At 71.4% G+C, this 24,787-nt stretch carries 24 protein-coding genes and 1 pseudogene; 12 read left to right on the top strand and 13 right to left on the bottom strand.

Annotation, left to right across the window (positions count from 1 at the left end; all coding sequences use genetic code 11):
- The first annotated feature begins 23 nt into the window (after nt 1-23).
- The gene (locus AB0M76_RS07875; protein ID WP_266667175.1) at nt 24-380 is read left to right on the top strand and encodes a cytidine deaminase; all 357 of its coding nucleotides are present in this window, start codon (nt 24-26) and stop codon (nt 378-380) included.
- A 19-nt stretch (nt 381-399) separates the two neighbouring features.
- Here AB0M76_RS07875 and AB0M76_RS07870 read toward each other — a convergent pair whose 3' ends face one another.
- Nucleotides 400-1,059 (bottom strand): class I SAM-dependent methyltransferase, encoded by a 660-nt coding sequence (locus AB0M76_RS07870; RefSeq protein ID WP_365952074.1) that lies wholly within the window; start codon nt 1,057-1,059, stop codon nt 400-402.
- Complete coding sequence (locus tag AB0M76_RS07865) at nt 1,056-2,363, bottom strand: MFS transporter (protein WP_365952073.1); 1,308 nt, start codon at nt 2,361-2,363, stop codon at nt 1,056-1,058. Before AB0M76_RS07865 ends, AB0M76_RS07870 begins: the two co-directional genes overlap by 4 nt.
- Before the next feature lie 71 nt (nt 2,364-2,434).
- Here AB0M76_RS07865 and AB0M76_RS07860 point away from each other — a divergent pair, with 71 nt between their 5' ends.
- The 4 genes and pseudogenes from AB0M76_RS07860 to era all read left to right on the top strand — a co-directional run bounded on the left by AB0M76_RS07860 (nt 2,435) and on the right by era (nt 6,974).
- Nucleotides 2,435-3,427, top strand: coding sequence for a helix-turn-helix domain-containing protein (locus AB0M76_RS07860; RefSeq protein WP_365952072.1), 993 nt, complete (start codon nt 2,435-2,437; stop codon nt 3,425-3,427).
- 97 nt (nt 3,428-3,524) lie between these two features.
- A complete protein-coding gene (locus AB0M76_RS07855; protein WP_365952071.1) occupies nt 3,525-4,847 on the top strand; it encodes a beta-xylosidase in 1,323 nt (440 codons plus the stop codon).
- 291 nt (nt 4,848-5,138) lie between these two features.
- A pseudogene (locus tag AB0M76_RS07850) lies at nt 5,139-5,528 on the top strand (DUF916 domain-containing protein); the annotation flags it as partial.
- A gap of 495 nt (nt 5,529-6,023) precedes the next feature.
- Nucleotides 6,024-6,974, top strand: a complete 951-nt coding sequence (gene era, locus AB0M76_RS07845; protein WP_266673057.1) for a GTPase Era — start codon at nt 6,024-6,026, stop codon at nt 6,972-6,974.
- Between the two features lie 64 nt (nt 6,975-7,038).
- Here era and AB0M76_RS07840 read toward each other — a convergent pair whose 3' ends face one another.
- The 3 genes from AB0M76_RS07840 to AB0M76_RS07830 form a co-directional block, all read right to left on the bottom strand.
- The gene (locus AB0M76_RS07840) at nt 7,039-7,710 is read right to left on the bottom strand and encodes a class I SAM-dependent methyltransferase (protein WP_365952070.1); all 672 of its coding nucleotides are present in this window, start codon (nt 7,708-7,710) and stop codon (nt 7,039-7,041) included.
- Between the two features lie 154 nt (nt 7,711-7,864).
- On the bottom strand, nt 7,865-8,134 hold the full coding sequence (locus tag AB0M76_RS07835; RefSeq protein WP_365952069.1) for a protealysin inhibitor emfourin: 270 nt from the start codon (nt 8,132-8,134) through the stop codon (nt 7,865-7,867).
- Between the two features lie 28 nt (nt 8,135-8,162).
- Nucleotides 8,163-9,227, bottom strand: coding sequence for a M4 family metallopeptidase (locus AB0M76_RS07830; protein ID WP_365952068.1), 1,065 nt, complete (start codon nt 9,225-9,227; stop codon nt 8,163-8,165).
- Nucleotides 9,228-9,592: 365 nt separating this feature from the next.
- On the opposite strand from AB0M76_RS07830, the gene leuA reads away from it, so the two are divergent.
- On the top strand, nt 9,593-11,356 hold the full coding sequence (gene leuA / locus AB0M76_RS07825) for a 2-isopropylmalate synthase (RefSeq protein ID WP_365952067.1): 1,764 nt from the start codon (nt 9,593-9,595) through the stop codon (nt 11,354-11,356).
- A gap of 60 nt (nt 11,357-11,416) precedes the next feature.
- Here leuA and AB0M76_RS07820 read toward each other — a convergent pair whose 3' ends face one another.
- Complete coding sequence (locus AB0M76_RS07820) at nt 11,417-12,175, bottom strand: SDR family NAD(P)-dependent oxidoreductase (protein ID WP_365952066.1); 759 nt, start codon at nt 12,173-12,175, stop codon at nt 11,417-11,419.
- 203 nt (nt 12,176-12,378) lie between these two features.
- Here AB0M76_RS07820 and AB0M76_RS07815 point away from each other — a divergent pair, with 203 nt between their 5' ends.
- The 5 genes from AB0M76_RS07815 to AB0M76_RS07795 all read left to right on the top strand — a co-directional run bounded on the left by AB0M76_RS07815 (nt 12,379) and on the right by AB0M76_RS07795 (nt 17,452).
- Complete coding sequence (locus tag AB0M76_RS07815) at nt 12,379-13,074, top strand: TerB family tellurite resistance protein (RefSeq protein WP_266667189.1); 696 nt, start codon at nt 12,379-12,381, stop codon at nt 13,072-13,074.
- 500 nt (nt 13,075-13,574) lie between these two features.
- On the top strand, nt 13,575-15,167 hold the full coding sequence (locus AB0M76_RS07810; RefSeq protein WP_365952065.1) for a nucleobase:cation symporter-2 family protein: 1,593 nt from the start codon (nt 13,575-13,577) through the stop codon (nt 15,165-15,167).
- A gap of 86 nt (nt 15,168-15,253) precedes the next feature.
- Nucleotides 15,254-16,000, top strand: coding sequence for a DNA repair protein RecO (recO, locus tag AB0M76_RS07805; protein ID WP_030162779.1), 747 nt, complete (start codon nt 15,254-15,256; stop codon nt 15,998-16,000).
- Nucleotides 16,001-16,011: 11 nt separating this feature from the next.
- The gene (locus AB0M76_RS07800) at nt 16,012-16,833 is read left to right on the top strand and encodes an isoprenyl transferase (protein ID WP_033224710.1); all 822 of its coding nucleotides are present in this window, start codon (nt 16,012-16,014) and stop codon (nt 16,831-16,833) included.
- A gap of 73 nt (nt 16,834-16,906) precedes the next feature.
- Nucleotides 16,907-17,452, top strand: coding sequence for a hypothetical protein (locus AB0M76_RS07795; protein ID WP_365952064.1), 546 nt, complete (start codon nt 16,907-16,909; stop codon nt 17,450-17,452).
- Here AB0M76_RS07795 and AB0M76_RS07790 read toward each other — a convergent pair.
- Genes AB0M76_RS07790 through AB0M76_RS07775 form a run of 4 tightly spaced genes read right to left on the bottom strand, consistent with a single transcriptional unit; the run spans nt 17,449 to nt 20,599 of the window.
- A complete protein-coding gene (locus AB0M76_RS07790; protein ID WP_365952063.1) occupies nt 17,449-17,877 on the bottom strand; it encodes a transcriptional repressor in 429 nt (142 codons plus the stop codon). The two genes, AB0M76_RS07795 and AB0M76_RS07790, sit on opposite strands and share 4 nt — an antisense overlap.
- 51 nt (nt 17,878-17,928) lie before the next feature.
- Nucleotides 17,929-18,795: a metal ABC transporter permease gene (locus AB0M76_RS07785; protein ID WP_266629405.1), complete on the bottom strand. Its 867-nt coding sequence runs from the start codon at nt 18,793-18,795 to the stop codon at nt 17,929-17,931.
- Entirely contained in the window at nt 18,795-19,586 is a 792-nt protein-coding gene (locus AB0M76_RS07780) for a metal ABC transporter ATP-binding protein (protein ID WP_365952062.1), read from the bottom strand. Before AB0M76_RS07780 ends, AB0M76_RS07785 begins: the two co-directional genes overlap by 1 nt.
- 23 nt (nt 19,587-19,609) lie before the next feature.
- A complete protein-coding gene (locus AB0M76_RS07775; RefSeq protein ID WP_365952061.1) occupies nt 19,610-20,599 on the bottom strand; it encodes a metal ABC transporter substrate-binding protein in 990 nt (329 codons plus the stop codon).
- A gap of 155 nt (nt 20,600-20,754) precedes the next feature.
- Between AB0M76_RS07775 and AB0M76_RS07770 the strand changes: the two genes are divergently transcribed.
- Nucleotides 20,755-22,137, top strand: coding sequence for a glycine--tRNA ligase (locus AB0M76_RS07770; RefSeq protein WP_365952060.1), 1,383 nt, complete (start codon nt 20,755-20,757; stop codon nt 22,135-22,137).
- Between the two features lie 85 nt (nt 22,138-22,222).
- Here AB0M76_RS07770 and AB0M76_RS07765 read toward each other — a convergent pair whose 3' ends face one another.
- The 3 genes from AB0M76_RS07765 to AB0M76_RS07755 form a co-directional block, all read right to left on the bottom strand.
- The gene (locus AB0M76_RS07765) at nt 22,223-22,939 is read right to left on the bottom strand and encodes a VC0807 family protein (RefSeq protein ID WP_365952059.1); all 717 of its coding nucleotides are present in this window, start codon (nt 22,937-22,939) and stop codon (nt 22,223-22,225) included.
- 150 nt (nt 22,940-23,089) lie between these two features.
- Nucleotides 23,090-23,683, bottom strand: a complete 594-nt coding sequence (locus AB0M76_RS07760; protein WP_365952058.1) for a TetR family transcriptional regulator — start codon at nt 23,681-23,683, stop codon at nt 23,090-23,092.
- A gap of 21 nt (nt 23,684-23,704) precedes the next feature.
- Entirely contained in the window at nt 23,705-24,733 is a 1,029-nt protein-coding gene (locus AB0M76_RS07755; RefSeq protein ID WP_365952057.1) for an aldo/keto reductase, read from the bottom strand.
- Between the last annotated feature and the right edge of the window lie 54 nt (nt 24,734-24,787).

Raw genomic sequence — 24,787 nt, 5'->3', positions numbered from 1 at the left:
AGACGCTCCATATGCTTTCGCCCATGACCGACACCACCGGGATCAACCCCGAGGACAGCAAGATCATCACGCTGGCGCGCAGCGCCCGGGCCCGCAACGGGGTGCCCGAGGGTGCGGCGGTGCGGGACGAGACGGGCCGTACGTACGTCGCCGGGACGGTGGAGCTGGAGTCCCTGAAGCTGAGCGCGCTGCAGACGGCGGTCGCGATGGCGGTGGCGAGCGGGGCCGAGTCCCTGGAGGCCGCGGCCGTGGTCAGCTCGGCGGAGGCGGTGGCCGACGCCGACCGCGCGGCGGTCCGCGACCTCGGCGGCCCGGACACCCCGGTCCTGCTGGCCGGCCCGGACGGCACCCTCAAGTCCGCCACCCCGGCAGGCGCCTGACCCCGCGGGGGCCCGCCTGTCAGGCTTCGCGCCAGACCAGGGTGTAGCGCCAGAACAGCCTTCGGCGAAGCCGCGCGCCCGGCAGTGCGGCCCCGGCCTCGCGGGCGATGGCCCGGAAGCCCATGCCCGCCGGGCGGGTCGGTGCGGTCATGGACGGCGGCCGGGGAGCCGTACGCCCCTTGTTCTTGATCCAGCCCAGTGCGGCGTTGAGCGGGATCGCGGCCGCGCCGAGCAGGTGGTCGCCCGGGGTCTGCGCTTGCGCGAGACCGACGACGACCAGGGTTCCGCCCGGCGCCAGGCGGCGGCGGAAGAGCCGCAGGGCCTCGCCGAACGGCAGGTGGTGGATCGTGGCGACGCAGGTGATGACGTCGTACGGCCCCGGCGGGAGCTCCGTCAGGGCGTCCCCCACGGAGAACGCCACCGGGGCGTCCGGCGCGGTCAGTTGTCGTGCCCGGGCGACGATCGCCGCATCGGCGTCGACGGCGTGCACCGACCCGGCCCGGCCGGCCAGCAGCCGGGCCAGGTCGCCGCTGCCCGAGCCGACGTCCAGCGCCCGGCCGAACCGCCCGGGCAACTGCCGCAGGATCCAGCGGTGGTAGTGGGCGTTGTGGTCCCACGGGTGGGCGTCGTTGAACCGGCCGATCGCCGCGAAGGCGCGCTGCGTCAGTGTCGTCGTCACACGGTGAGTTGATCATTTCCGCGACGGCGGATCACCATGGCCATCAGCGCCGCCATCGCGCACAGCGCGCCCGACGCGTACCAGACCAGGTCGTACGAGCCGAAGGCGTCGCGGGCCAGGCCGCCCAGGAAGGCCACCACCGCCGCGCCCACCTGGTGCGAGGCCAGCACCCAGCCGAAGACGATCGCGCTGTCCTCGCCGTAGTGCTCACGGCAGAGCGCGATGGTCGGCGGGACGGTCGCGACCCAGTCCAGGCCGTAGAAGACGATGAAGAAGACCATCGGCGGGTGCACGGACGGCGCCAGCAGCATCGGCAGGAAGAGCAGCGAGATCCCTCGCAGGGCGTAGTACACCGCCAGCAGGCGGCGCGCCTCGAAGCGGTCCGTGAACCAGCCGGAGGCGATGGTGCCGATCACGTCGAAGACGCCGACCACCGCCAGCAGCCCGGCCGCTGCGGTCACCGGCATGCCGTGATCGTGCGCAGCCGGTACGAAGTGGGTCTTGACCAGCCCGTTCGTCGAGGCCCCGCAGATCGCGAAGGTGCCCGCCAGCAGCCAGAACGGGCCGGTGCGGGCCGCCTTGAACAGCACCGCCACCGTTCGCCGCGCCGCGCCCGTCACCGGGGCGGGCCTTTCCGCGTACGTGCCCCCGTACGGTGCGAGGCCCATGTCCGCCGGGTGGTCGCGCAGCAGCAGCCACACGAACGGGACGACGGCCAGGGCCGCCAGCGAGACCGTCACGGCCGCCGGGCGCCAGCCGTGGTGCTCCACCAGCCAGGACAGCAGCGGCAGGAAGATCAGCTGACCGGAGGCCCCGGCCGCGGTCAGGATGCCGGTGACGAGCCCACGCCGGGCGGTGAACCAGCGGTTGGTCACCGTCGCCGCGAAGGCCAGGGCCATGGAGCCGCTGCCCAGGCCCACCAGCACGCCCCAGAACAGCACCAGCTGCCAGGACTCCGTCATCCACAGGGTGGCCACGGTGCCGCCGGATATGACCAGCAGGGCCAGGGCCACCACCTTGCGGATGCCGAAGCGGTCCATCAGGGCGGCGGCGAAGGGTGCGGTGAGTCCGTACAGAGCGAGGTTCACCGAGACGGCGAGGCCGATCGTGCCGCGTGACCAGTCGAACTCCTCGTGCAGCGGCTCGATGAGCAGTCCGGGCAGGGAGGCGAAGGCGGCGGCGCCGATGATCGTCACGAAGGCGACGGCCGCGACGAACCAGGCGCGGTGGATGCGCCCGGTCGGGGTGGGGGCTGGGGGCGGGGTCGGGGCGGTGGGGGCGGGGGTGGGGGCTGTCTGCGTCACGCAGAAAGCTTCCGGCCCGCAGTGCCCCGTACGACAGTGGCCTGACTGACACCCTTCGATACGATTGGGCCATGGCCCCTCACCGTGTCGTCGTCCTCGCGCTCACCGGGCTGCTGCCCTTCGAGCTCGGCATCCCGCACCGGATCTTCGGCCGCGCCAAGGATCCCGCCGGAGGGCCGCTGTACGAGATCCTCACGTGCGCCCTCACCCCCGGGCCGGTGCGCACCGACGCCGACTTCGCGGTCCAGGTCGAGCACGGCCCCGAGCTGCTGGCAACGGCCGACACCGTGGTGGTGCCCGCCTCGTACGAGCTGGGCCCCGTGTACGAGGAGGGCAGGCTGAGCGACGCGCTCGCCGCGGCGCTCGCGCACATCCGGCCCGGGACGCGGCTCGTCTCCATCTGCACGGGCGGGTACGTCCTGGCCGCAGCCGGATTCCTGGACGGCCGCCCCGCCACCACGCACTGGGCCCACGCCGAGCACTTCCAGCGGCTCTTCCCGGCCGTACGGGTGGACGCCGGCGTGCTCTACACCGACGACGGGGACGTGCTGACCTCGGCCGGGGTCGCCGCCGGCATCGACCTGTGCCTGCACATCGTGCGCCGCGACCACGGCGCGGCCGTCGCCAACGACGTGGCCCGGCGGACCGTCGTACCTCCCCACCGGGACGGCGGGCAGGCCCAGTTCGTCGACCGCCCGGTGCCGCAGCCGCAGCAGGCCAGTACTGCGGCGGCCCGCGCGTGGGTGATGGACCGGCTGCACGAGCCGGTGCGGCTGGTCGACCTGGCCCGGCAGGAGGCCATGTCGGTACGGACGTTCACGCGCCGGTTCCGGGAGGAGTCGGGGGTCAGCCCCGGCGAGTGGATCGTCGGCCAGCGGGTGGAACGGGCCCGGCGGCTGCTGGAGCGGACGGATCTGCCGATGGAACAGGTGGCGCGGGAGACGGGGTTCGGGACGGCGCAGTCGCTGCGCAAGCACGTGCAGGCGGCGCTGGGGGTGAGCCCGACGGCGTACCGGCGTACGTTCCGCGCGACCGGTGGACTGGGGGAGCCTGCCATCTCCTGATGGGCCATCAGTTGCTGCCGGGTCCGTGCATTGACTTCTCCCGCCGCCCGCTCGTGAATGGCCCCCTGTCGGCGCGAGGGAACCCAGGGGGCGGGCCGTGCGAACACGGGCGGGCAGCAGGAGGTGGTCGGCGGCCATCGGCGTGGCGGTGCTCGCGGCCACGACCGGGGGTGCACTGAGCCCGCCTGCCGCGGCGGAAGGGGAGGCGCCGTCCGGGCAGGTGGAGTTCCCGACGCACTGCGCGCCGCCGCAGGAGGCCGCTCTGCCGCCCGCCGACGGGCCGACCACGGCCCGGATCACCGTCGACGACCCGGCGCCGAAGGTCGGCGACACGGTCACCGTGACGTACCAGGTGGCCCGGACGCCTGCCGTGAATCCGCTCGGCGCCGAACTCCCGGCGGACGCGCTGACCCCGACCGGGCGGATCCTGCTGGGAGGTGCGCAGAGCGGTGAGGTCACCGTCGTGGGAGCGAAGCGGAACGACCCCGTCGAGGCGGGTGCGGGGCTGCCCGCCGTCACCATGACCGGCACGTTCAGCGTGACCGCGCCCGGCGGGATCACCCTGGCCCCGGGCAGCTACACGCTGCACACCGGCCACCTGCTGGACCTGGACACCGCCTGCGCCGTCACCGGGGCGCCGGTGTCCGAGCGGCTCACCGCGACCCCGCTGCCCCGGGCCAACCTGCGGTCGGTCGCGCTGGGCACGGCGTACGGGAGGCCGGGCGCCAAGGTCAAGGTCAGGGGCGTCGGCTTCGCCCCGGGCGCGGCCGTGACGGTGACCGGCCGGGCGGGCGCCGCCGAGACCGCGGACCGGGTGGCGGCCACGGCGGACGAGCGGGGCGAGGTCCTGGCGGAGCTGCCGGTCACGGACGGGGCGACGACGGCGGTGGTGGCGTACGAGGGCACGGCGTGGTCGGCGCAGGAGGGCTCGGGGCCGGCGGCGTACACGGTGATCGCGGCTACGCCTTCGGGCACGCAGAAGGTGACGGCGGTGGTGGAGCCGGGGGCCCTGTCGATGACCCAGGCGGGCGCGTCGATCGCGCTGGGCGCGGTCCCGTACGGGGAGGGCGGCGCGGCACCCGGCCGGATCGGCACGGTCACGGTCAAGGACGCGCGGGGCGGACCGGCGGGGTGGTCGCTGATCGGCAAGGTTACGGACTTCACGGGCCCGGGCGGGGTCGTGATCCCGGGGGCCTCGCTGAGCTGGACCCCGTCCTGCACGGCCGCGTCGGGCAGCCCGAGCCGGTGCGTGGCGGGCAGTGCGGGGGTGGTCGGGCCGGAGGGTGCGGTGCTGGCGTCGACGCCGGATGCGGAGCTGGTGGGCGGGACGTTCACGATCGACGCGACGGTCGCCCTCACGGTGCCGCCGTACACCCCGCCGGGCGCGTACCAGGCGGTCCTGACCCTGACCCTCTCGTGAGCCACCCCGCTGCGCGGGTCCCGCTGCGCGGGTCCCGCTGCGCGGGTCCCGCTGCGCGGGGCCTTCTCCCCGCCCCGCCCTTTCTCCGTTTCCCAGGGCTCCGCCCCGGACCCCCGCCGGTGCGGCGCCGTTGCGGGGGCCGGCCCCCGCGCCCCCGCGCCTCAAACGCCGGCGGGGCTGGATCTTCCAGCCCGTCCGGCGTTCGAGGACCGGGTCCGGGCGGAGCCCGGGAAACGGCGGCCCCGGCTGCGCAAGGCCCCGTACCGGCTGGTCCGGCTGGTCGGGGTGGCGATGGTCGTCGGGGGGATCTGCGGAGCCGTACTGCTGCCCGCCGGGACGGCAGCGGCCGCCGACAACGGGCAGTGGTCCGTCCTCCCCGCAGCCAACGCAGTGACCCGGCGGCCCTGCTTCTACCTCGCCGCCGCCCCCGGCCAGGCCGTCACCGACGCCGTCACCGTCACCAACCGCACCGACCGCCCCCGCACCTTCCGGCTCTACGCCGCCGACGCGTACAACACCGCCCGCGACGGCGGCTTCGCGCTCCGCGGCCCCGACGAGCCGCGCCGCGCCACCGCCGCCTGGGCGCGGCTCGCGCAGGAGCGGGTCACCGTACCGGCCCGCGCAGCGGTGAGCGTCGGCTTCACGCTCACCGTCCCCGACCGGGCGGAACCGGGCGACCACCCCGGCGCCATCGTCGCCCTCGCGGAGAGGGAGGAGAACACCGCCGCCCCCGCCCAGGGGATCGGTGTCCAACAGGCCGTCGCCGCCCGGCTGTACCTGCGGGTGGCCGGCCCCACCGCCCCCGCGCTGGCCGTCGAGGACCTGCGGGCCTCCGGGACCGGGGTCTCGTACACGCTCCACAACCTCGGCAACATCACCCTGCGCCCCCGCGCCACCCTCTCCGCCTCCGGGGCCCTCGGCCGGCGCCTCCTCGGCCGTGAGCTCACCGGGCTGCCCACCGAGCTGCTGCCCGGCCAGGAAGTCCGGCTGAGCACCAGGTGGGAGCACCCGCCCGCCGTCGAATGGGCCGAGGTCACGGTGCGCGCCGAGGCCGCGGGAGCCGCTGCCCGGGCCGCCACGTCCTACTCCGCCCGGCCCCCGCTGACGGCCGTGCTCGCGGGCGCCCTGGCCCTCGTCGCGGCAGCCTGGTCGGCGCTGGGACCCGCATCGGGGAGAATGGCCCGTATGAGCGATCGTTCCCCCGAGTCCACCAGCCCGCACCGTGCGGGCTTCGCCTGCTTCGTCGGCCGCCCCAACGCGGGGAAGTCGACCCTGACCAACGCACTCGTGGGCACCAAGGTCGCGATCACCTCCAACCGGCCGCAGACCACCCGCCACACCGTCCGCGGCATCGTGCACCGCCCCGACGCCCAGCTCGTACTGGTCGACACGCCCGGTCTCCACAAGCCGCGCACCCTCCTCGGCGAGCGGCTGAACGACGTCGTACGGACCACCTGGGCCGAGGTCGACGTCATCGGCTTCTGCCTGCCCGCCGACCAGAAGCTCGGCCCCGGCGACAAGTTCATCGCGAAGGAGCTCGCGGGGATCAAGAAGACCCCCAAGATCGCCATCATCACGAAGACCGACCTCGTCGAGTCCAAGCAGCTGGCCGAGCAGCTCCTGGCCGTCCACCAGCTCGGCGCGGAGCTCGGCTTCGAGTGGGCCGAGATCGTCCCCGTCTCGGCGGTCGGCGACACCCAGATCCAGCTGCTGGCCGACCTGATCGCGCCGCTCCTGCCCGAGAGCCCGCCGCTGTACCCGGAGGGAGACCTCACCGACGAGCCCGAGATGGTGATGGTCGCGGAGCTGATCCGCGAGGCCGCGCTGGAGGGTGTACGGGACGAGCTCCCGCACTCCATCGCCGTGGTCGTCGAGGAGATGATCCCGCGGGAGAACCGCCCGGCGGACCGGCCGCTGCTGGACATCCACGCGAACGTCTACATCGAGCGGCCGAGCCAGAAGGGCATCATCATCGGCCCGAAGGGCTCCCGGCTGAAGGAGGTCGGGATGAAGTCGCGCAAGCACATCGAGGCGCTGCTCGGCACCCCGGTCTTCCTCGACCTGCACGTGAAGGTCGCGAAGGACTGGCAGCGCGACCCCAAGCAGCTGCGCAAGCTCGGCTTCTGACCCTCTTGACGCGCAGTCGGCACGGCTCGGCCCGGCACCCCGGCAGGGGGCCGGGCCGGCCTGTTCACACGGGTCGGCGCATCCGCACCACATTGTCCGTGCGGGTCCCGGGCGTGCCGTCGGGCTGGTTCTGGATCCGTTCGGTCTCCTCGGCCCGCAGGACCTCCCAGCCCGCCGTGACCGGCTCCAGCTGCGCGACGACCTCCGGCGGCGTCGGGAAGTGCGCCTCCTCCCGGTCTTCCTGCCAGGGCGCCCAGCCCGCGTGGCCGACGACCAGCAGGGTGCCGCCGGGCGCCACGGCCGCGGCGGCGCTGCGCAGGACGCGGTCGCGGGGGAAGTCCCCGTAGTTGTGCAGGAAGCAGGCCGAGACGAGGTCGAACTCCCCGTCCGGGAAGGACTCGGTCAGGTCGTGCCGCGCCCAGGTGGCGCGGTCCGCGACCCCGGCGTCCGCCGCGTGCTCGGCGGCCCGGCCGAGGGCGACCCCGGAGATGTCGGTCCCGGTGACGGTCCACCCGCGGCGGGCCAGCCAGACGGCGTCGGCGCCCTCCCCGCAGCCGAGGTCCAGGGCCCGCCCGGGGGCGAGGCCGGACACCTCGTGCACCAGCATGGCGTTGGCCTCGCCGCTCCAGATACGGTCGCTCTCGCCGTAGCGGCCGTCCCAGAACTCCTCGCCCGCCGAGGCCCCGGCTGCGGGGGAGTGGGGGGAGTGCGTGTGTGCGTGCGGGTGCTCGGTCATGGCTTCCTCTTCCGGTACGGGTGCCGATGCGGCCGATGCTGCGCCCGCCCCGCCCGCCGGGCAAACCTTGTTGCCGATCCGGCAAACCGAGCGGGACGCCCGTGTCCGGCGAGGGCTGGTTCCGGCCACCCGTCCGAAGGTGAAGGCGCCCGGCTCAGGCGCCTTCCTTCAGCAGCCGGGAGATCAGCGTCCGCTGCGCCTCCGACAGGTTCGGCTCCTGGCAGGAGACCGTCCGTCCGTCGACGGTGATCCGGTACGAGAACCCGTCCCGTATCCGGTCCGACCCGGGCGCGGCCGGGACGGGCCGCAGCGCCAGCTGGGCCAGGGCCTGCCACTCGTCCTCGTCGGGCCGGCCCGAGGTGTCCACCTCGGCCCGGCGCTCGATGCCCGCGAAGCCGCCCGTCCGCACCACCAGAATCCGCATGTCCGCCTTTCCACCCCGGAAGGGCCGGCTACCCGAGCCCGACCGTCGACCACGCCTTCTGCAGCGCCTGGTGCTCCGCGCCGCCGTCCCCGTACCGGGCCACCGCGGCGGCCACCGACAGCCGGGCGAAGTCCTTGAAGTCCGCGTCCGCGGCCAGCTCGCCGCCCGTCAGCGTGTCGTACCAGATCCGCCCGGCCCGCTCCCACGCCTTGCCGCCGAGTTCCGTGGCCACGAGGTAGAACGCGTGGTTCGGGATCCCGGAGTTGATGTGCACCCCGCCGTTGTCCCGCGCGGTGTCCACGTAGTCGTCCATCGTCGCCGGCTGCGGGTCCTTGCCGAGCTCGTCGTCGTCGTACGCCGTGCCCGGCGCCTTCATCGAGCGCAGCGCGACCCCGCTGACGTTCGGGCCAAGCAGGCCGGCGCCGATCAGCCAGTCCGCGTCCTCGGCCGTCTGGTCGAGCGAGTGCTGCTTGATCAGCGAGCCGAAGACGTCGGACATCGACTCGTTCAGCGCGCCCGACTGCCCGTGGTACTCCAGGTTCGCCGTGTACTGGGTGACCCCGTGCGTGAGCTCGTGGCCGATGACGTCCACCGACACGGTGAAGTCGAGGAAGAGGTCCCCGTCCCCGTCGCCGAAGACCATCTGCTGCCCGTCCCAGAACGCGTTGTTGTAGTCCTCGCCGTAGTGGACGCTCGCGTCGAGCGCCAGCCCGGAATCGTCGATCGAGTGCCGGCCGAAACCCTTCAGGAACAGCTCGTACGTGGCGCCGAGCCCCGCGTACGCGCGGTTGACGGTGGCGTCCTTGGACGCCGCCTCGCCCTCGCCGCGCACCTTCTTCCCGGGCAGCCGGGTGCGGTGCTGGGTGTCGTAGATCGTCCGGCGGGGCTCGTCGGAGACGGGCGTCCCGAGCGCAGGGGCGATCCCGCGGACGGTGGTGACCCGGCGCCGGGTGCGCAGGAGGGAGTCCTGCTCGAGGGTGCGCTGGGCGGCGTCGGCGCGCCGGGTGTCCTCGGACTGGGCGATCTTGTCGAGCAGGTGGGGCGGGACCACCGTGCAGAAGACGGGGTGGTGGTGAGCGTGGGAGGCATCCATCCCGGCAATGTGGCAGTGGGTCACTCTCATGTCACTACCTGCAACCATGATTCATTCAGTTGTCTGAAAGCCGTCGCGCCGCGTTGACGGTTCGACCGGACCTGTAGCGGAGGAACGAGACGGACCCCACATTCGGTATAAATCGGACACCGGGGTCTTGCATACTGAAACAGGTCCTCGCGTTACGGGGCGGCTCGGTTAGGCTCGGCCCATCATGCGTTTCGGGCTGCTTCTCCTTAGCTGCCGCGGCGAGGGCCTGTAGTCGTAGGCCGACCCCCTCCCCGCGGAGTTTGGTGTTGCGGTTCTTACGACCGCCGTCGGCCGTCCCAGCGAACTACACGCGGACACGCGAGGAGCCCAACGCCATGAGCCAGCAGCCTTTTGTCGGTCGCCCCACGCCCATCACGAACGCGACCCACACCCAGAAGACCTCCGGGATGCCGATCCACAAGTACGGCCGGTACGAGCAGGTGGACATCCCGGACCGCACCTGGCCGGAGGCCCGCGTCACCAAGGCCCCTCGCTGGCTCTCCACCGACCTGCGCGACGGCAACCAGTCTCTGATCGACCCGATGACCCCCGCCCGCAAGCGCGAGATGTTCGACCTGCTGGTGCGCATGGGCTACAAGGAGATCGAGGTCGGCTTCCCGTCCTCCGGCGAGACCGACTTCGCCTTCGTACGCTCCATCATCGAAGAGGGCGCGATCCCGGACGACGTCACCATCTCCGTCCTGACCCAGGCCCGCGAGGATCTGATCGAGCGGACCGTCGAATCGCTGATCGGCGCCAAGCGCGCCACCGTGCACCTGTACAACGCGACCGCCCCGACCTTCCGCCGGGTCGTCTTCCGCGGCTCCAAGGAGCAGATCAAGCAGATCGCCGTCGACGGCACCCGCCTGGTCATGGAGTACGCCGAGAAGCTGCTGGGCCCGGAGACGGCCTTCGGCTACCAGTACAGCCCGGAGATCTTCACGGACACCGAGCTGGACTTCGCCCTGGAGGTCTGCGAGGCCGTCTGCGACGTGTGGCAGCCGTCCGAGGGCCGCGAGATCATCCTGAACCTGCCCGCCACCGTGGAGCGTTCGACGCCGTCCACGCACGCGGACCGCTTCGAGTGGATGGCCCGCAACCTGACCCGCCGCGAGCACATCTGCATCTCCGTGCACCCGCACAACGACCGCGGCACCGCCGTCGCCGCCGCCGAGCTGGCCCTGATGGCCGGCGCCGACCGCATCGAGGGCTGTCTGTTCGGGCAGGGCGAGCGCACCGGCAACGTCGACCTGATCACGCTGGGCATGAACCTGTTCTCCCAGGGCATCGACCCGCAGATCGACTTCTCGCAGATCGACGAGATCCGTCGCACCAGCGAGTACTGCAACCAGATGGAGGTCCACCCGCGCCACCCCTACGCGGGCGACCTGGTCTACACCGCCTTCTCCGGCTCCCACCAGGACGCCATCAAGAAGGGCTTCGACGCCATGGAGGCCGACGCGGCCGCCGCCGGCAAGACCGTCGACGACATCGAGTGGGCGGTCCCGTACCTGCCGATCGACCCGAAGGACGTGGGCCGCTCCTACGAGGCGGTCATCCGCGTCAACTCGCAGTCCGGCAAGGGCGGCATCGCGTACGTCCTGAAGAACGACCACAAGCTGGACCTGCCGCGCCGCATGCAGATCGAGTTCTCGCGGATCATCCAGGCCAAGACCGACGCCGAGGGCGGCGAGGTCACGCCGAAGGCGATCTGGGACGTCTTCAGCGACGAGTACCTGCCCAACCCCGAGAACCCGTGGGGCCGCATCCAGCTGCGCTCGGGCTCGACGGCCACGGACAAGGACGGTACGGACACGCTGAACGTCGAGGCGGTCGTGGACGGCGTGGAGGCGGTCCTGAACGGCACCGGCAACGGCCCGATCTCGGCCTTCTTCGACGCGCTGGCCGGCATCGGCGTCGACGCCCGCCTGCTGGACTACACCGAGCACACGATGAGCGAGGGCGCTTCCGCCGTGGCCGCCTCGTACATCGAGTGCGCGATCGACGGCCGCGTCCTGTGGGGCATCGGCATCGACGCCAACACCACCCGCGCCTCCCTGAAGGCGGTCATCTCCGCCGTCAACCGCGCGGGCCGCTGACCGTTCGTACGAGAACCCCGTCCTTCCCTGCGGAGGGGCGGGGTTCCGTCGTTCCCGGATTCAGCGGGCCAGGTAGCCGCCGTCCACCGGCAGGATCGCGCCCGTCACGAACGAGGCCGCGTCGGAGGCCAGGAAGGCGATGACCCGGGCCACCTCCTCCGGCTCGCCGAGCCGCCCCATCGGATGGGCCGCGGAGACCTCCGCCAGGTACTCCGGCCCGCCCGGCTCGTCCTTCAGCGCCAGCACCCGCTCCGTACGGATGGTGCCGGGGGCCACCGCGTTGACCCGGATCCCGCGCGCCGCCCACTCCACCGCCAGGTGCTTGGTCAGCCCCGACGCCACGAACTTCGCCGGCCCGTACGCCGCCTGCCGGGCCTGCCCGGCCACCCCCGACACCGAGGACACGCAGACCAGCGCCCCGCCGGGGTCCGGCTGCGCCAGCATCGCCTCGATGGCGTACTTGCAGGTCAGGAACATGCCCCGGCCGTCGATCGCCATGACCCGGTCCCAGTCGTCCGGACTGGTCTCCCGTACATCCGAAAGAGGGAGCACTCCGGCGTTCGCCACGGCGACGTCGAGCCGTCCGTACGCCCCGAGCGCGGCCCCGACCATCGCGCGGTTGGCTTCCGGATCGGCGACGTCACCGGCCACGGCCGTGATGTCGTACCCCTCGGCGGCCAGTTCCGTACGCAGTTCCTCGACGCCGGGGCCATTGATGTCAGCCGCGGTCACGAGGGCGCATGAGCGGGCCAGCAGCCGGGCGGTGGCCCGGCCGATCCCGCTCGCCGCGCCCGTGACCAGACAGGATTTGTTGTTCACGCGGGCGAGCGTAGGCAAAACGCGACGTCCGCGGGCGCGGCGGCAGGGATGCAGACCGGCCAAGTGCGGGCGGCGGGACATGTTGTCTTGTCACACGACTGACGCATCCTCACCGATGTGGCTAACATCACGCCAACCCGGCGAAGCTGCCTGGGGTTCCCGCCCGTGCCCGCAGGGCCACGGGGGAGTGACGGAGGTGCGACGTGCTGCCAGTTCGGGGTGGGGACGGCCGGAAGCTGACGGTCTGGGGCATCCGTACCACCTGGAGCACCGTGGGCGACGGGGAGTTCTTCTGCCCCGACTGCGGTGGCGACCGCAACTACCGCAGGCGCACCGGGCGCCGCCGGTTCACGGTCCTCGGCGTCCCGCTGCTGCCGCGCGGAGCGGCCGGCCCCGTCATCGAGTGCCAGGGCTGCCGGGAGCGCTTCGAGACCGAGGTCCTCGACCACCTGACCACCACCCGCTTCTCGGCGCTGCTGCGTGACGCCGTGCACACCGTGACGCTGGCCGTCCTCGCGGCGGGCGGAACCGCCTCGCGCGGCGCGCTGGAGGCCGCTGTGTCGGCCGTACGGGCGGCGGGCTTCCAGGACTGCACGGAGGAGCAGCTGGAGTCCCTCGTGGAGGCGCTCGCCACCGACGAGGGCCGGCTCGGGCTGTACGACGGCCCCGAATGCTGCGGCGCCGCGCTGGCGATAGAACTCCACGAGGCGCTGGAACCGCTGGCTCCGCACCTGGCCGCGCCCGGGCGTGAATCGATCCTGCTGCAGGGCGCCCGGATCGCCCTCGCGGACGGCCCGTACACCCCCGCCGAGCGCGAGGTGCTCGCCACGGTCGGCGCCGCGCTGCGGATGGCTTCCGACGAGGTGACCCGGCTGCTGTCGGCGGTCCGGGCGCCGTGAACGTGACCGAAACAGCCTCGGTACGGCCTCGGTACGGCCTCGGTACGCCTTCGCCGAGGTAACGATCCGGCCTCACGCGGCTGAATCCGCCCCCCTTCACACTCTGCGTGAAGGGGGGATTCGTGCGTTCCGGCCCCGGCCGTCCACCCATTGGACACCCGTACGGACCCGTGACCTGCACATACGGGCCCTGTGGCCCTCGGCTTTACGCCCTTGCGGAGACATCCGCCACTGGAGATATCTACAGATCTGACCTCCCCAGACGTCAACACTTTGTAGAAGTCCACGATATCTGTGAGCACCCCCACAGGCGTTCAATTCCGGTCACACGACGAGACGCCGCCAGTAACACAGCGGGGCTTCGATTTACGTGAACGCACTGACAACCCTGGCGGACCAACGGCTGGGGGTACCTCCCAGCGGTAGCTGGAGGAGACCCCCTCCGCCCAGGGATAACCAGATTCCTCTCGTTTACCTACCTCTTGAAGGGCAAGGCAGAGATGGCACGTGTCGCCGCCCGGCTCACCGACAGCGGAGAGCCCAGCACGCACCCGGTCGACGAGGTGCTCCCCCTCCCCAAGCTCGCGCTGTACGGCTTCCAGCACGTACTCGCGTTCTACGCCGGTGCGGTGATCGTCCCGATCATCGTGGGCGGTGCCCTCGGCCTGACCACCGAGCAGCTGGTCTACCTGATCAACGCCGACCTGTTCACCTGCGGTATCGCCTCGATCATCCAGGCGTGGGGCATCGGCCGGATCGGTGCGCGCCTGCCCCTGATCCAGGGCGTCACCTTCACCGCGGTCTCCCCGATGATCGCCATCGGGCTCGGAGCCGGCGGCGGAACGGCGGGCCTGCTCGTCATCTACGGCGCGGTCATCACGGCCGGCATCGCCACCTTCGCCTTCGCCTGGCTGCCCCCCAAGGCCTTCCGTACGATCATGAGGCTGTTCCCGCCGGTCGTCACCGGCACGGTGATCACCGTCCTCGGCATCGTGCTGATCCCCGTCGGCCTGAACGACGCCGCGGGCGGCGTCGGCAGCCCCGACTTCGGCGACCCGAAGAACTTCGCGTACGCCGGCGGCACGATGCTCTTCATCCTCGTCCTGATGAAGCTCGGCAAGCCCTTCCTCTCCAGCATCTCCATCCTGCTCGGCCTGGTCGGCGGCACCGCCGTCGCCTTCCTGCTCGGCGACGCCAAGTTCGGCGACGTGAGCAACTCGGACTGGATCGGCATCACCACCCCGTTCCACTACGGAGCGCCGAAGTTCGCCTGGTTCCCGATCCTGCTGATGCTCATCGTCATGCTGATCACCATGGTCGAGACCACCGGCGACACGTACGCCGTCGGCGACATCGTCGGCAAGGAGATCGACAGCGAGACCGTGGCCCGCGCGCTGCGCGCCGACGGCGCCGCGACCGCCCTCGGCGGCGTCCTCAACTCCTTCCCGTACGTGGCCTTCGCCGAGAACGTCGGCCTGGTCCGCATGACCAAGGTCAAGAGCCGGTTCGTCGTGGTCGCCGCGGGCGTCTTCATGATCGTGCTCGGGCTGATCCCGAAGGCCGCCGCGATCGTCGCCGCAGTCCCGCACGGAGTGCTCGGCGGCGCGGCGACGGTGATGTTCGCGATGGTGGCCCTGGCGGGCATCCAGACCCTGGCCAAGGTCGACCTCAAGGAGGAGAAGAACGCGCTGATCGTGGGTGTCTCCCTGGCCTTCGCGCTGCTCCCGGCCACCGTCCCGGTGCTCTTCAAGGACCACATGGACGCGGACCTCTCCTCGCTTCTCAACAGCGGTGTGACGCTCGGTGCCACGGCCGCGATCGTGCTCAACCTGATCTTCAACGGCCTGGGCAAGGATGATGCGCACAGCGCCGTGGCGGCCGTGGTGCCCGCCCAGGCGGTGGGCCCTGCCGACGCCGCGACGGCCGCGACGGCCGCGGCGGACGAAGTGTCCGAGGCCCCCGAAGCCCTCGAGGCGAAGACGGCGCCCGAGGCCGAGACGGTGGCCGAGGCCACGGTCGGCGCCGCCGTGACCGCAGTCGCCGCCGGGGCGCCGAGGACGGACGCGGACGACGAGGCCGCGCCCGCCTCCTGACCCTCCCAAGGGGCGAAGGCCCTCCGTCCGGACCCGGGTCCGGACGGAGGGCCTTCCGCCGTCCCGGCACAGGCGACAATGGGCGCATGAGTCTGTTCCGCGACGACGGCATCGTGCTGCGCACCCAGAAGCTGGGTGAGGCGGACCGCATCATCACGCTGCTGACCCGAGGCCACGGACGGGTGCGGGCCGTCGCCCGCGGGGTGCGCCGGACGAAGTCCAAGTTCGGCGCCGGGCTGGAACCTTTCTCCCACGCCGACGTCCAGTTCTTCGCCCGGGGCAGCGAGCTGATCGGCCGCAGCCTCCCGCTGTGCACCCAGACCGAGATCATCGCCCCGTACGGCAACGGCATCGTCACCGACTACGCCCGCTACACCGCCGGCACCGCGATGCTGGAGACCGCCGAGCGGTTCACCGAGAACGAGGGCGAGCCCGCCGTACAGCAGTACCTGCTGCTGATCGGCGCCCTGCGCACGCTCTCGCGCGGGGAGCACGAGCCGAACCTCATCCTCGACGCGTTCCTGCTGCGCTCGCTCGCCGTCAACGGCTACGCGCCCAGCTTCACGGACTGCGCGAAGTGCGGGATCCACGGCCCCAACCGGCACTTCTCCGTCGCCGCGGGCGGGGTCGTCTGCGGGGACTGCCGGGTGGCCGGCAGCGTCGTACCCTCGTCTGAGGCCATCGCCCTGCTCAGTGCGCTGCTGACGGGCGACTGGGGGCATGCGGACGCCTGCGAGGCGCGGTACGTGCGGGAGGGCAGCGGGCTGGTCTCCGCCTATTTGCACTGGCATCTGGAGCGCGGGCTACGCTCCCTGCGATACGTCGAGAAATAGGAGCTGGGCACATGGCACGACGCGGGATTCTGGGACGCTCTCGCCGGGAGTACAAGGTTCCCGAGCCGCACCCGTCCGGTGAGCGCCCGCCGAAGATCCCCGGCGAGCTCGTCCCGAACCACGTCGCCGTGGTCATGGACGGCAACGGCCGCTGGGCCAAGGAGCGCGGTCTGCCGCGCACCGAGGGCCACAAGGTCGGCGAGGGCGTCGTACTCGACGTGCTCAAGGGCTGCCTGGAGATGGGCGTCAAGAACCTGTCCCTGTACGCCTTCTCGACGGAGAACTGGAAGCGCTCGCCCGACGAGGTCCGCTTCCTGATGAACTTCAACCGCGACGTCATCCGGCGCCGCCGGGACGAGATGAACGAGCTGGGCATCCGGATCCGCTGGGTCGGCCGCATGCCGAAGATGTGGAAGTCGGTTGTCCAGGAGCTCCAGGTCGCCCAGGAGCAGACCGTCGACAACGACGCGATGACCTTGTACTTCTGCGTGAACTACGGCGGCCGCGCGGAGATCGCGGACGCGGCGCAGGCGATCGCGCGGGACGTGGCCGCGGGCAGGCTGGACCCGTCGAAGGTCAATGAGAAGACCTTCGCGAAGTACATGTACTACCCGGACATGCCGGACGTGGACCTGTTCCTGCGGCCGAGCGGCGAGCAGCGGACCTCCAACTACCTGCTCTGGCAGAGCGCGTACGCCGAGATGGTCTTCCAGGACGTGCTGTGGCCGGACTTCGACCGCCGCAACCTGTGGGCGGCCTGCCTGGAGTACGCCCAGCGCGACCGCCGCTTCGGCGGCGCCGTCCCGAACCAGGCGGAGGGCTCCTCCGGCTGACCGGGGCGCGGCGCTTGGGCCTGGCCGGGCCGTGGTCCCGCTCGGGCCTGGCCGGCCTCTAGGCTGCGCTGTCATGGACACGAACACGGTGCCGGCGGCCGGCGAGGCCGTACAGCTCGTCTACCGGCCCACGACGGCGGATCTCACCGAGGCGATCCGGGCCCGGAGCAGCCGGACGCCGGCCGGGCGGCGCAGGCGCCGGCTCTACGTCGGGTTCGCCGTGCTCTTCCTGGCCCTGGCCGTGCTGGTCACGCTCGCACGGGACGGCTTCCAGCCGCTCTCGGTCGGGCTGACGGCGGGTGCGCTGTCCTTCGGCGTGACGCCGAGGCTGATGCACGGGCTCCAGGCGCGCGCCTTCGGAGCGCTGCTGGAGCGGGCGGGGGAGACGCGGGCCGTCGTGGACGACACCGGGGTCCAGGTGATCACCGCGGACACGGCGACCCGCATCGGCTGGACCGCGCAGCCCTCGTACGTGGAGACCGACCTGGCGTTCGTCATGCTGAGCGCCGACAAGCAGTCGATCGGCATGACGGTCCTGCCCAAGCGCGGGGCGGCGCACCCGGCCGACATCGACCGGATGCGTTCGATCTTCGACCGGAACCTGACCCGGGTCGGCTAGCCGGCCGCTGCGCAGTCGGCGCAGGTGCCGAAGATCTCCACGGTGTGGGCGACGTTCACGAAGCCGTGCTCCGCCGCGATCGACTCCGCCCACCTCTCCACCGCCGGGCCCTCCACCTCGACGGCCTTGCCGCACTTGCGGCAGACCAGGTGATGGTGGTGGTCCCCGGTGGAGCAGCGCCGGTAGACCGACTCGCCGTCGCTGGTGCGCAGCACATCGACCTCGCCGGCGTCGGCGAGCGACTGGAGGGTGCGGTACACGGTCGTCAGGCCCACGGAGTCACCGCGGTGCTTGAGCATGTCGTGCAGCTCCTGGGCGCTGCGGAACTCGTCCACCTCGTCCAGCGCCGCCGCCACGGCTGCCCGCTGCCGGGTGGATCGTCCTCGTACTGGCGCGGTATTCATCTCGCCAGGCGCAGTCGCCACCGGTTCCTCCTCGTATCGGCCTCGGCCCATTGTGCCAGGCGGCCGACTTCCTTAGACCTTCACATCATCGCGCGTGCAGACCTCTTCGGCGGCGCGGGCCGCATTCGCCCGGCGCCGGGCGAGCGGGGTGGACAGTGCGGTCATCACCATGAAGACGCCGATGGCGAGCAGCACGATGGTGCCGCCGGAGGGGGCGTCGATGTAGTAGGTCGCGACCGTGCCGGAGAGCGAGACCAGCACGCCGATCACCATCGCCACCGACAGGGTGGCGGTGAACCCGCGGGTGACGCGCTGCGCCGCCGCGACCGGGATCACCATCATGGCGCTGACCAGCAGCAGGCCGACGATCCGCATGGCCACGGTGACGGTGACGGCGGCGGTGACCGCGATCAGCAGGTTCAGGAAGCGCACCGGCAGGCCGGTGACCCGGGCGAACTCCTCGTCCTGGCAGACGGCGAACAGCTGGCGGCGCAGGCCGAGGGTGACGGCGATCACGAACGCCGCGAGGATCACGACCGCGGTGACGTCCTCGGCTGAGACCGTGGTGATCGAGCCGAAGAGGTAGCTGGTCAGATTGGCCGTCGAGCCGCCCGGAGCCAGGTTGATGATCATCACGCCGCCTGCCAGGCCGCCGTAGAAGAGCATGGCGAGCGCGATGTCGCCGCTGGTCTTGCCGCGGGAGCGGATCAGCTCCATGCCGACCGCGCCGATGACCGCGACCAGGGTCGCCATCCACACCGGGCTCGTGTTGAGCAGGAAGCCGAGCGCGACACCGGTCATGGCCACGTGCCCGATGCCGTCGCCCATGACGGCCTGGCGGCGCTGCACGAGGTACGTGCCGATTGCGGGGGCGGTGACGCCGACCAGGACGGCTGCGAGGAGGGCCCGCTGCATGAAGGCGTAGGTGAGGAGGTCCATCAGCTCAGCAGTCCCGTCCGAAGCGGCTCGGCGTCGTGCGCCGCGTGGGGGTGTACGTGGTCGTGGCCGGGCAGGGCGTGCTGGCCCACGGCCTCCGGGGGCGCGCCGTCGTGGACGACGCAGCCGTCGCGCAGCACGACGGCGCGGTCGATCAGCGGCTCCAGCGGGCCCAGCTCGTGCAGGACGAGCAGGACGGTCGTGCCGGCGGCGACCTGCTCGCGCAGGGCGTTCGCGAGGACCTCCTGGTTGGCGAGGTCCACGCCGGCCATCGGCTCGTCCATGATCAGCAGTTCGGGTTCCACGGCGAGCGCCCGCGCGATGAGCACGCGCTGGTGCTGGCCGCCGGAGAGGGCGTTGACGGAGGCGTCGGCGTACGGGCCCATGTCGACGAGGGCCAGGGCCCGCTCGACGGCCGCCTTGTCGGCCTTGCGGAGGATGCCGAAGCGGGAGCGGGCGAGCCGGCCGGAGGAGACGACCTCGCGGACGGTGGCCGGGACGCCGCTGGCGGCGGTGGTGCGCTGCGGGACGTACCCGATGCGCGACCAGGCGCGGAAGCGCTTGAAGTCGGTCCCGAACAAGGCCAGTTCGCCGTCGGACAGCGGGACCTGGCCGACGACGGCGCGCACGGCCGTGGACTTGCCGGAGCCGTTGGCGCCGAGCAGGGCGACGACCTCGCCGCGCCGGACGGTGAGGTCGACCCCGCGCAGCACGGGGCGTGAGCCGAGCGAGGCGGTGGCCCCGCGCAGGGATATGACGGGCTGGTCCGCTGCCTGCGAGGGCTGGGACTCCATGGCACGCGCCTCCGTTACTGCCATTACTTGCTACCGAGCGCCTTCTGCAGGTTCTTCAGGTTGGACCGCATGACTTCGAAGTAGTCAGCGCCCTGGGACTTGTCGGTGATTCCCTCGAGCGGGTCGAGGACCTCGGTCTTCAGGCCCGTGTCGGCGGCGAGGGTCTTGGCCGTCTTGTCGCTGGCCAGGCTCTCGAAGAACACCGTCGAGACATTGTCCTTCTTCGCGACGGCCTGGAGTTCCTTCATCCGGGCCGGGCTCGGCTCGGACTCGGGGTCGACGCCGGAGATGCCCTCCTGGTCGAGGCCGTAGCGCTCGGCGAGGTAGCCGAAGGCGGAGTGCGTGGTGATGAAGGTCTTGGAGGCGGTGTTCTTCAGGCCGTCCTTGAACTCCGTGTCGAGCGCGGTCAGCCTGCCGAGCAGCTCGTCGGTGTTCTTGCGGTAGTCCGCCGCGTGGTCCGGGTCGGCCTTCTCCAGGGCCGCGCCGACGCCCTTGGCGACCTCGGCGTACTTCACCGGGTCCAGCCAGATGTGCGGGTCCTCGCCGGCCTCGCCGTGGCCGTGGTCGTGGCCCTCGGCCTCGCCTTCGGCGTGGCCTTCTTCGCCCTCGTGGGCGTGGTCGTGGCCGGAGGAGCCGTGGACCTCGAGCTTGGTGAGCTTGGCGGCGTCGACGACGTGCTTCACGCCGGACTGGGCGACGGCCTTGTCGACGGCGGGCTGCAGGCCCTTGAGGTAGAGGACGACGTCGGATTCGCCCAGCTGCCCGGTCTGCTTCGGGGTGATCTCCAGGTCGTGCGGTTCGACGCCCGGCTTGGTCAGGGTGTCGACCTTCACGTGGTCCTTGCCGATCTGTTCGGCGAGGAACTGCATCGGGTAGAACGACGACATGACGCCGAGCTTGCCGTCCTTGCCGCCTCCGGCGGCGGAGGCTCCGGAGCAGGCGGTGAGGGCCGTGGCACCGAGGGCTACGGCTCCGGCGAGGGCGGCGGCGGGTATGAGGCGTCGTACGTTCATGACATCCATTTTCATCAAAGATGGAAACGATTGTCAAAAACCCAGGTGGGGGGCCCGGGGGAGGCGCCGTCGAACGGGAACCGATTTGAAAGGGGGGGTGCGGGCGCCGGTAACCTAAAGCCTTCGCCGTTCGTCCTCGTAATGAAGAGAGCACCGTGGCCGCCGACAAGATCGAAACCATCGTCAGCCTGAGCAAGCGCCGTGGCTTCGTTTTCCCGTGCAGTGAGATCTACGGCGGCACCAAGGCCGCCTGGGACTACGGCCCGCTCGGTGTCGAGCTCAAGGAGAACATCAAGCGCCAGTGGTGGAAGGCGATGGTCACCGGGCGTGAGGACATCGTCGGTATCGACTCGTCCGTGATCCTGGCCCCCGAGGTCTGGGTGGCCTCCGGCCACGTCGCGACCTTCTCGGACCCGCTGACCGAGTGCACCTCCTGCCACAAGCGCCACCGTGCCGACCACCTGGAAGAGGCGTACGAGGCCAAGCACGGCCGTGTGCCCGCCAACGGTCTCGCCGACATCAACTGCCCCAACTGCGGCGTGAAGGGCCAGTTCACCGAGCCGAAGCAGTTCTCCGGCATGCTGGAGACCCACCTCGGCCCGACCCAGGACACCGGCTCGAAGGCGTACCTGCGCCCCGAGACCGCCCAGGGCATCTTCACCAACTTCGCCCAGGTGCAGACCACCTCGCGCAAGAAGCCCCCGTTCGGCATCGCGCAGATGGGCAAGTCCTTCCGCAACGAGATCACTCCGGGCAACTTCATCTTCCGCACGCGCGAGTTCGAGCAGATGGAGATGGAGTTCTTCGTCAAGCCGGGCGAGGACGAGCAGTGGCAGGAGTACTGGATGCAGGAGCGGTGGAACTGGTACCGCGACCTCGGCATCCGCGAGGAGAACATCCGCTGGTACGACCACCCGAAGGAGAAGCTGTCCCACTACTCGAAGCGCACCGCCGACATCGAGTACCGCTTCAACTTCGGCGGCAGTGAGTTCTCCGAGCTCGAAGGCGTGGCCAACCGCACCGACTTCGACCTCAAGGCCCACTCCGCCGCCTCCGGCCAGGACCTCGTGTACTTCGACCAGGAGTCCAAGGAGCGCTACACCCCGTACGTCATCGAGCCGGCGGCCGGTGTCAACCGCGCCATGCTCGCCTTCATGCTCGACGCGTTCAACGAGGACGAGGCCCCGAACGCCAAGGGCGTCATGGAGAAGCGCACCGTGATGCGCTTCGACCCGCGCCTGGCCCCGATCAAGGTCGCCGTCCTGCCGCTGTCCCGCAACCCGCAGCTGTCGCCGAAGGCCAAGGGCCTCGCCGCCGACCTGCGCAAGTTCTGGAACATCGAGTTCGACGACGCGGGCGCCATCGGCCGCCGCTACCGCCGCCAGGACGAGATCGGTACGCCGTTCTGCGTCACCGTCGACTTCGACACCCTGGACGACAACGCGGTGACCGTGCGCGAGCGCGACACCATGAAGCAGGAGCGCGTCTCCCTGGACCAGATCCAGAGCTACCTGGGCAGCCGTCTGCTCGGCTGCTAGGTCGCATGCCCTGGACGGGCTGAAACGGCCGGTGGCCCGGTGCGCATCACGCGTACCGGGCCACCGTCGTTTTCTCCGCCTCCGCTCAGGCGGTCTGGGCCTGGGACTGGGCCGCGGCCTCCGCGGCAGCGCGCCGCTCTCCCTCGGCCTTCGAGCGCTTGCCGTAGAACGTGGTCCACGCGGCCAGCAGGCCGAGCACTCCGTAGATCATGATCGGGCTGATGACCACCATGGTGTCGGTGGGCAGCGTGTAGGCCAGGACGACCCGTACCGCCGCCTCGGCGAGGTAGGCCACGCCCCACACGGTGGTCATGACGATCATCGTGCGGCGGAAGCCGTCGAACGCCCACAGGCCGTTCCACCACGCGGTGCTCTCGGGGGTGCCGTCGGTGGCGAACTTGCGGCCGAAGTAGAACATCAGCGGCCGCGGCGCGAGCAGGGTGGCCAGGCAGAGCAGCCCGAACAGGCCGGTCACGCCCGAGTCCTTGATCAGCAGGGCGCGGGCCGAGTGCGCGCCGACGAGCGAGACGACGGCCGTGATCACCAGGAACACCAGGGTGACGACGGCGAATTCGTCGAGCTTGCGGCGCCAGGCGAGGCTGATCACGCTGTCGAGCACCGGCCAGGCGCTGCTGGCCAGCAGCGCGCCGAACTCGCTCCAGCCGTGGTCGTGCAGTTGGTTGTACGTGAGGATCGGCGCGACCACGTTGAGGCCGATGGTCAGAATCCAGCCGAGGGCGGCGGCGCCACCCGAACGGGCCGGAGGCCCGGGCTGCGCTGCCTGAGTTGCTTGAGCGGACAAGGTTCCCCCTGGAACGTGCCTGATGAAGTGCGGTAGGGGGACCGTATGGAGTTTGACGGGGGACAGACAAGATAGACGCGCCCAAAATGATCATCAAGCTGTCCGGAGCGGCTGGTTCCGGACGTTGCGTTGCGTGCGTTGCCGACCCGATCAGGCGCGCAGGCCCCGGATCACGAGGGCGGTGACGGCCTCGAACTCCGTGATGATCGTGGGCGAGAGCCAGTCGGCCGCGTACTGCGGATCGTGGAAACGGCCGGTGGCGTCGAACACCGCCCGGGCGGCGGCCGGCACGTCGGGCGCACTGAGCGAGCCTGCCTCGACACCCTCGGAGATGATCCGGCCCAACTGGTCGATCAGCTGGCTCAGGTGGTGGTCCACCACACCGCTGTTCTCGGCGAGCAGTACCGTGTACGTCGCGAACAGCTCCGGGTCGTCACCGGCCTTGTGCCGCTTGGCCTCGAACAGCGCCTCCAGCCACGCCTCCAGCTTGGAGGGCGCGGCCGCGCCGGGGGCGGAGGCGATCTCATCCAGGCGGACGACGCTCTTGGCGAGCCAGCGGTCGGTGACGGCCTCGCGCAGCGCCGCCTTCGACGGGAAGTGCCGGTACACGCTGCCGTGGCTGACGCCCAGGGCGCGGGCCACGTCCACCACGGTCGCCTTGGTGGGGCCGTAGCGGCGCAGCACCTCCTCGGTGGTCTCGAGGATGCGCTCGGGTGTCAGGGGCTCGGCAGCTGCGGGGGGCATGAGTACGACCGTACCGCCCGCTCAGTGCTCGCTGTCGAGGTGGGCCATCTGCGCTTCCGGGTACCGCTCGCCGGCCGCGGCTCCCGCCGGGACCGCCTCCTCGACGGCCGCCAGGTCCGCAGGGGTCAGCTCCACGTCCATGGCACCCAGTGCCTCGGACAGCCGGTCCCGGCGACGGGCGCCCACCAGCGGCACGATGTCCTTGCCGCGCGAGAGCACCCAGGCGATGGCGGTCTGGGCGACGCTGACCCCCTTGCCCTCCGCGACCTTGCGCAGGGCGTCGACCAGGTCGAGGTTGCGCTGCAGGTTCTCGCCCTGGAAGCGGGGGCTCATCCCGCGGAAGTCGCCCGGCGCCAGCTCCCGGTCGCGGCTGAAGTGCCCGCTGATCAGACCGCGGCTCAGTACCCCGTACGCCGTGACGCCGATGCCCAGCTCGCGGGCGGTCGGCAGGATCTCCTCCTCGATGCCGCGGGAGATCAGCGAGTACTCGATCTGGAGGTCCGCGATCGGGGCCACGGCCGCGGCTCTGCGCAGCGTGTCCGCGCCGACCTCAGAGAGGCCGATGTGCCGCACGTGCCCGGCCTCGACGGCCTCGGCGATGGCGCCGACGGTCTCCTCGATCGGGACGGCCGGGTCGACACGGGCGATCCGGTAGATGTCGATGTGGTCCCGGCCCAGGCGCTGGAGCGAGTAGGCCAGGAAGTTCTTGACGGCCTCGGGGCGGCCGTCGTAGCCGGTGAATCCGCCCTCGACGGTGCGCAGGGCGCCGAACTTCACGCTGATCAGCGCCTGCTCGCGGGCAGCGGCGGGCGCGGTGCGCAGGGCCTCGCCGATGAGCATCTCGTTGTGCCCCATGCCGTAGAAGTCGCCGGTGTCGAGCAGCGCACTCGTTCCGGCGGGGACGGCGTCCAGGTAGGCGTGGATGGTCGCGATCGACTCGGTGCGGTCGGCCTCCCCATACAGGGCGGACATGCCCATACAGCCCAGCCCCAGGGGGAAGACGGAGGGGCCGGTCGAGCCGAGGGTGCGGGTGTTCTCGTTCTTGGTCATGGAACAACCATGGCATGACGGGTGACAGATTTCAATATCTGTCACCCGTCAGGG

This window comes from Streptomyces sp. NPDC051364, assembly GCF_040682115.1.
Taxonomy (GTDB): Bacteria; Actinomycetota; Actinomycetes; order Streptomycetales; family Streptomycetaceae; genus Streptomyces.
Note: the sequence above shows the minus strand (reverse complement) of the source record. Positions and strands in the feature narration are given on the sequence as shown.

What these genes read in the sequence shown, in the direction of transcription:
- AB0M76_RS07875 (WP_266667175.1), top strand. Translation starts at nt 24, where the DNA reads ATGACCGACACCACCGGGATCAACCCCGAGGACAGCAAGATCATCACG.
- AB0M76_RS07860 (WP_365952072.1), top strand. Translation starts at nt 2,435, where the DNA reads ATGGCCCCTCACCGTGTCGTCGTCCTCGCGCTCACCGGGCTGCTGCCC.
- era (WP_266673057.1), top strand. Translation starts at nt 6,024, where the DNA reads ATGGCCCGTATGAGCGATCGTTCCCCCGAGTCCACCAGCCCGCACCGT.
- AB0M76_RS07840 (WP_365952070.1), bottom strand. Translation starts at nt 7,710, where the DNA reads ATGACCGAGCACCCGCACGCACACACGCACTCCCCCCACTCCCCCGCA.
- AB0M76_RS07835 (WP_365952069.1), bottom strand. Translation starts at nt 8,134, where the DNA reads ATGCGGATTCTGGTGGTGCGGACGGGCGGCTTCGCGGGCATCGAGCGC.
- AB0M76_RS07830 (WP_365952068.1), bottom strand. Translation starts at nt 9,227, where the DNA reads ATGGATGCCTCCCACGCTCACCACCACCCCGTCTTCTGCACGGTGGTC.
- leuA (WP_365952067.1), top strand. Translation starts at nt 9,593, where the DNA reads ATGAGCCAGCAGCCTTTTGTCGGTCGCCCCACGCCCATCACGAACGCG.
- AB0M76_RS07810 (WP_365952065.1), top strand. Translation starts at nt 13,575, where the DNA reads ATGGCACGTGTCGCCGCCCGGCTCACCGACAGCGGAGAGCCCAGCACG.
- recO (WP_030162779.1), top strand. Translation starts at nt 15,254, where the DNA reads ATGAGTCTGTTCCGCGACGACGGCATCGTGCTGCGCACCCAGAAGCTG.
- AB0M76_RS07800 (WP_033224710.1), top strand. Translation starts at nt 16,012, where the DNA reads ATGGCACGACGCGGGATTCTGGGACGCTCTCGCCGGGAGTACAAGGTT.
- AB0M76_RS07795 (WP_365952064.1), top strand. Translation starts at nt 16,907, where the DNA reads ATGGACACGAACACGGTGCCGGCGGCCGGCGAGGCCGTACAGCTCGTC.
- AB0M76_RS07785 (WP_266629405.1), bottom strand. Translation starts at nt 18,795, where the DNA reads ATGGACCTCCTCACCTACGCCTTCATGCAGCGGGCCCTCCTCGCAGCC.
- AB0M76_RS07780 (WP_365952062.1), bottom strand. Translation starts at nt 19,586, where the DNA reads ATGGAGTCCCAGCCCTCGCAGGCAGCGGACCAGCCCGTCATATCCCTG.
- AB0M76_RS07775 (WP_365952061.1), bottom strand. Translation starts at nt 20,599, where the DNA reads ATGAACGTACGACGCCTCATACCCGCCGCCGCCCTCGCCGGAGCCGTA.
- AB0M76_RS07760 (WP_365952058.1), bottom strand. Translation starts at nt 23,683, where the DNA reads ATGCCCCCCGCAGCTGCCGAGCCCCTGACACCCGAGCGCATCCTCGAG.
- AB0M76_RS07755 (WP_365952057.1), bottom strand. Translation starts at nt 24,733, where the DNA reads ATGACCAAGAACGAGAACACCCGCACCCTCGGCTCGACCGGCCCCTCC.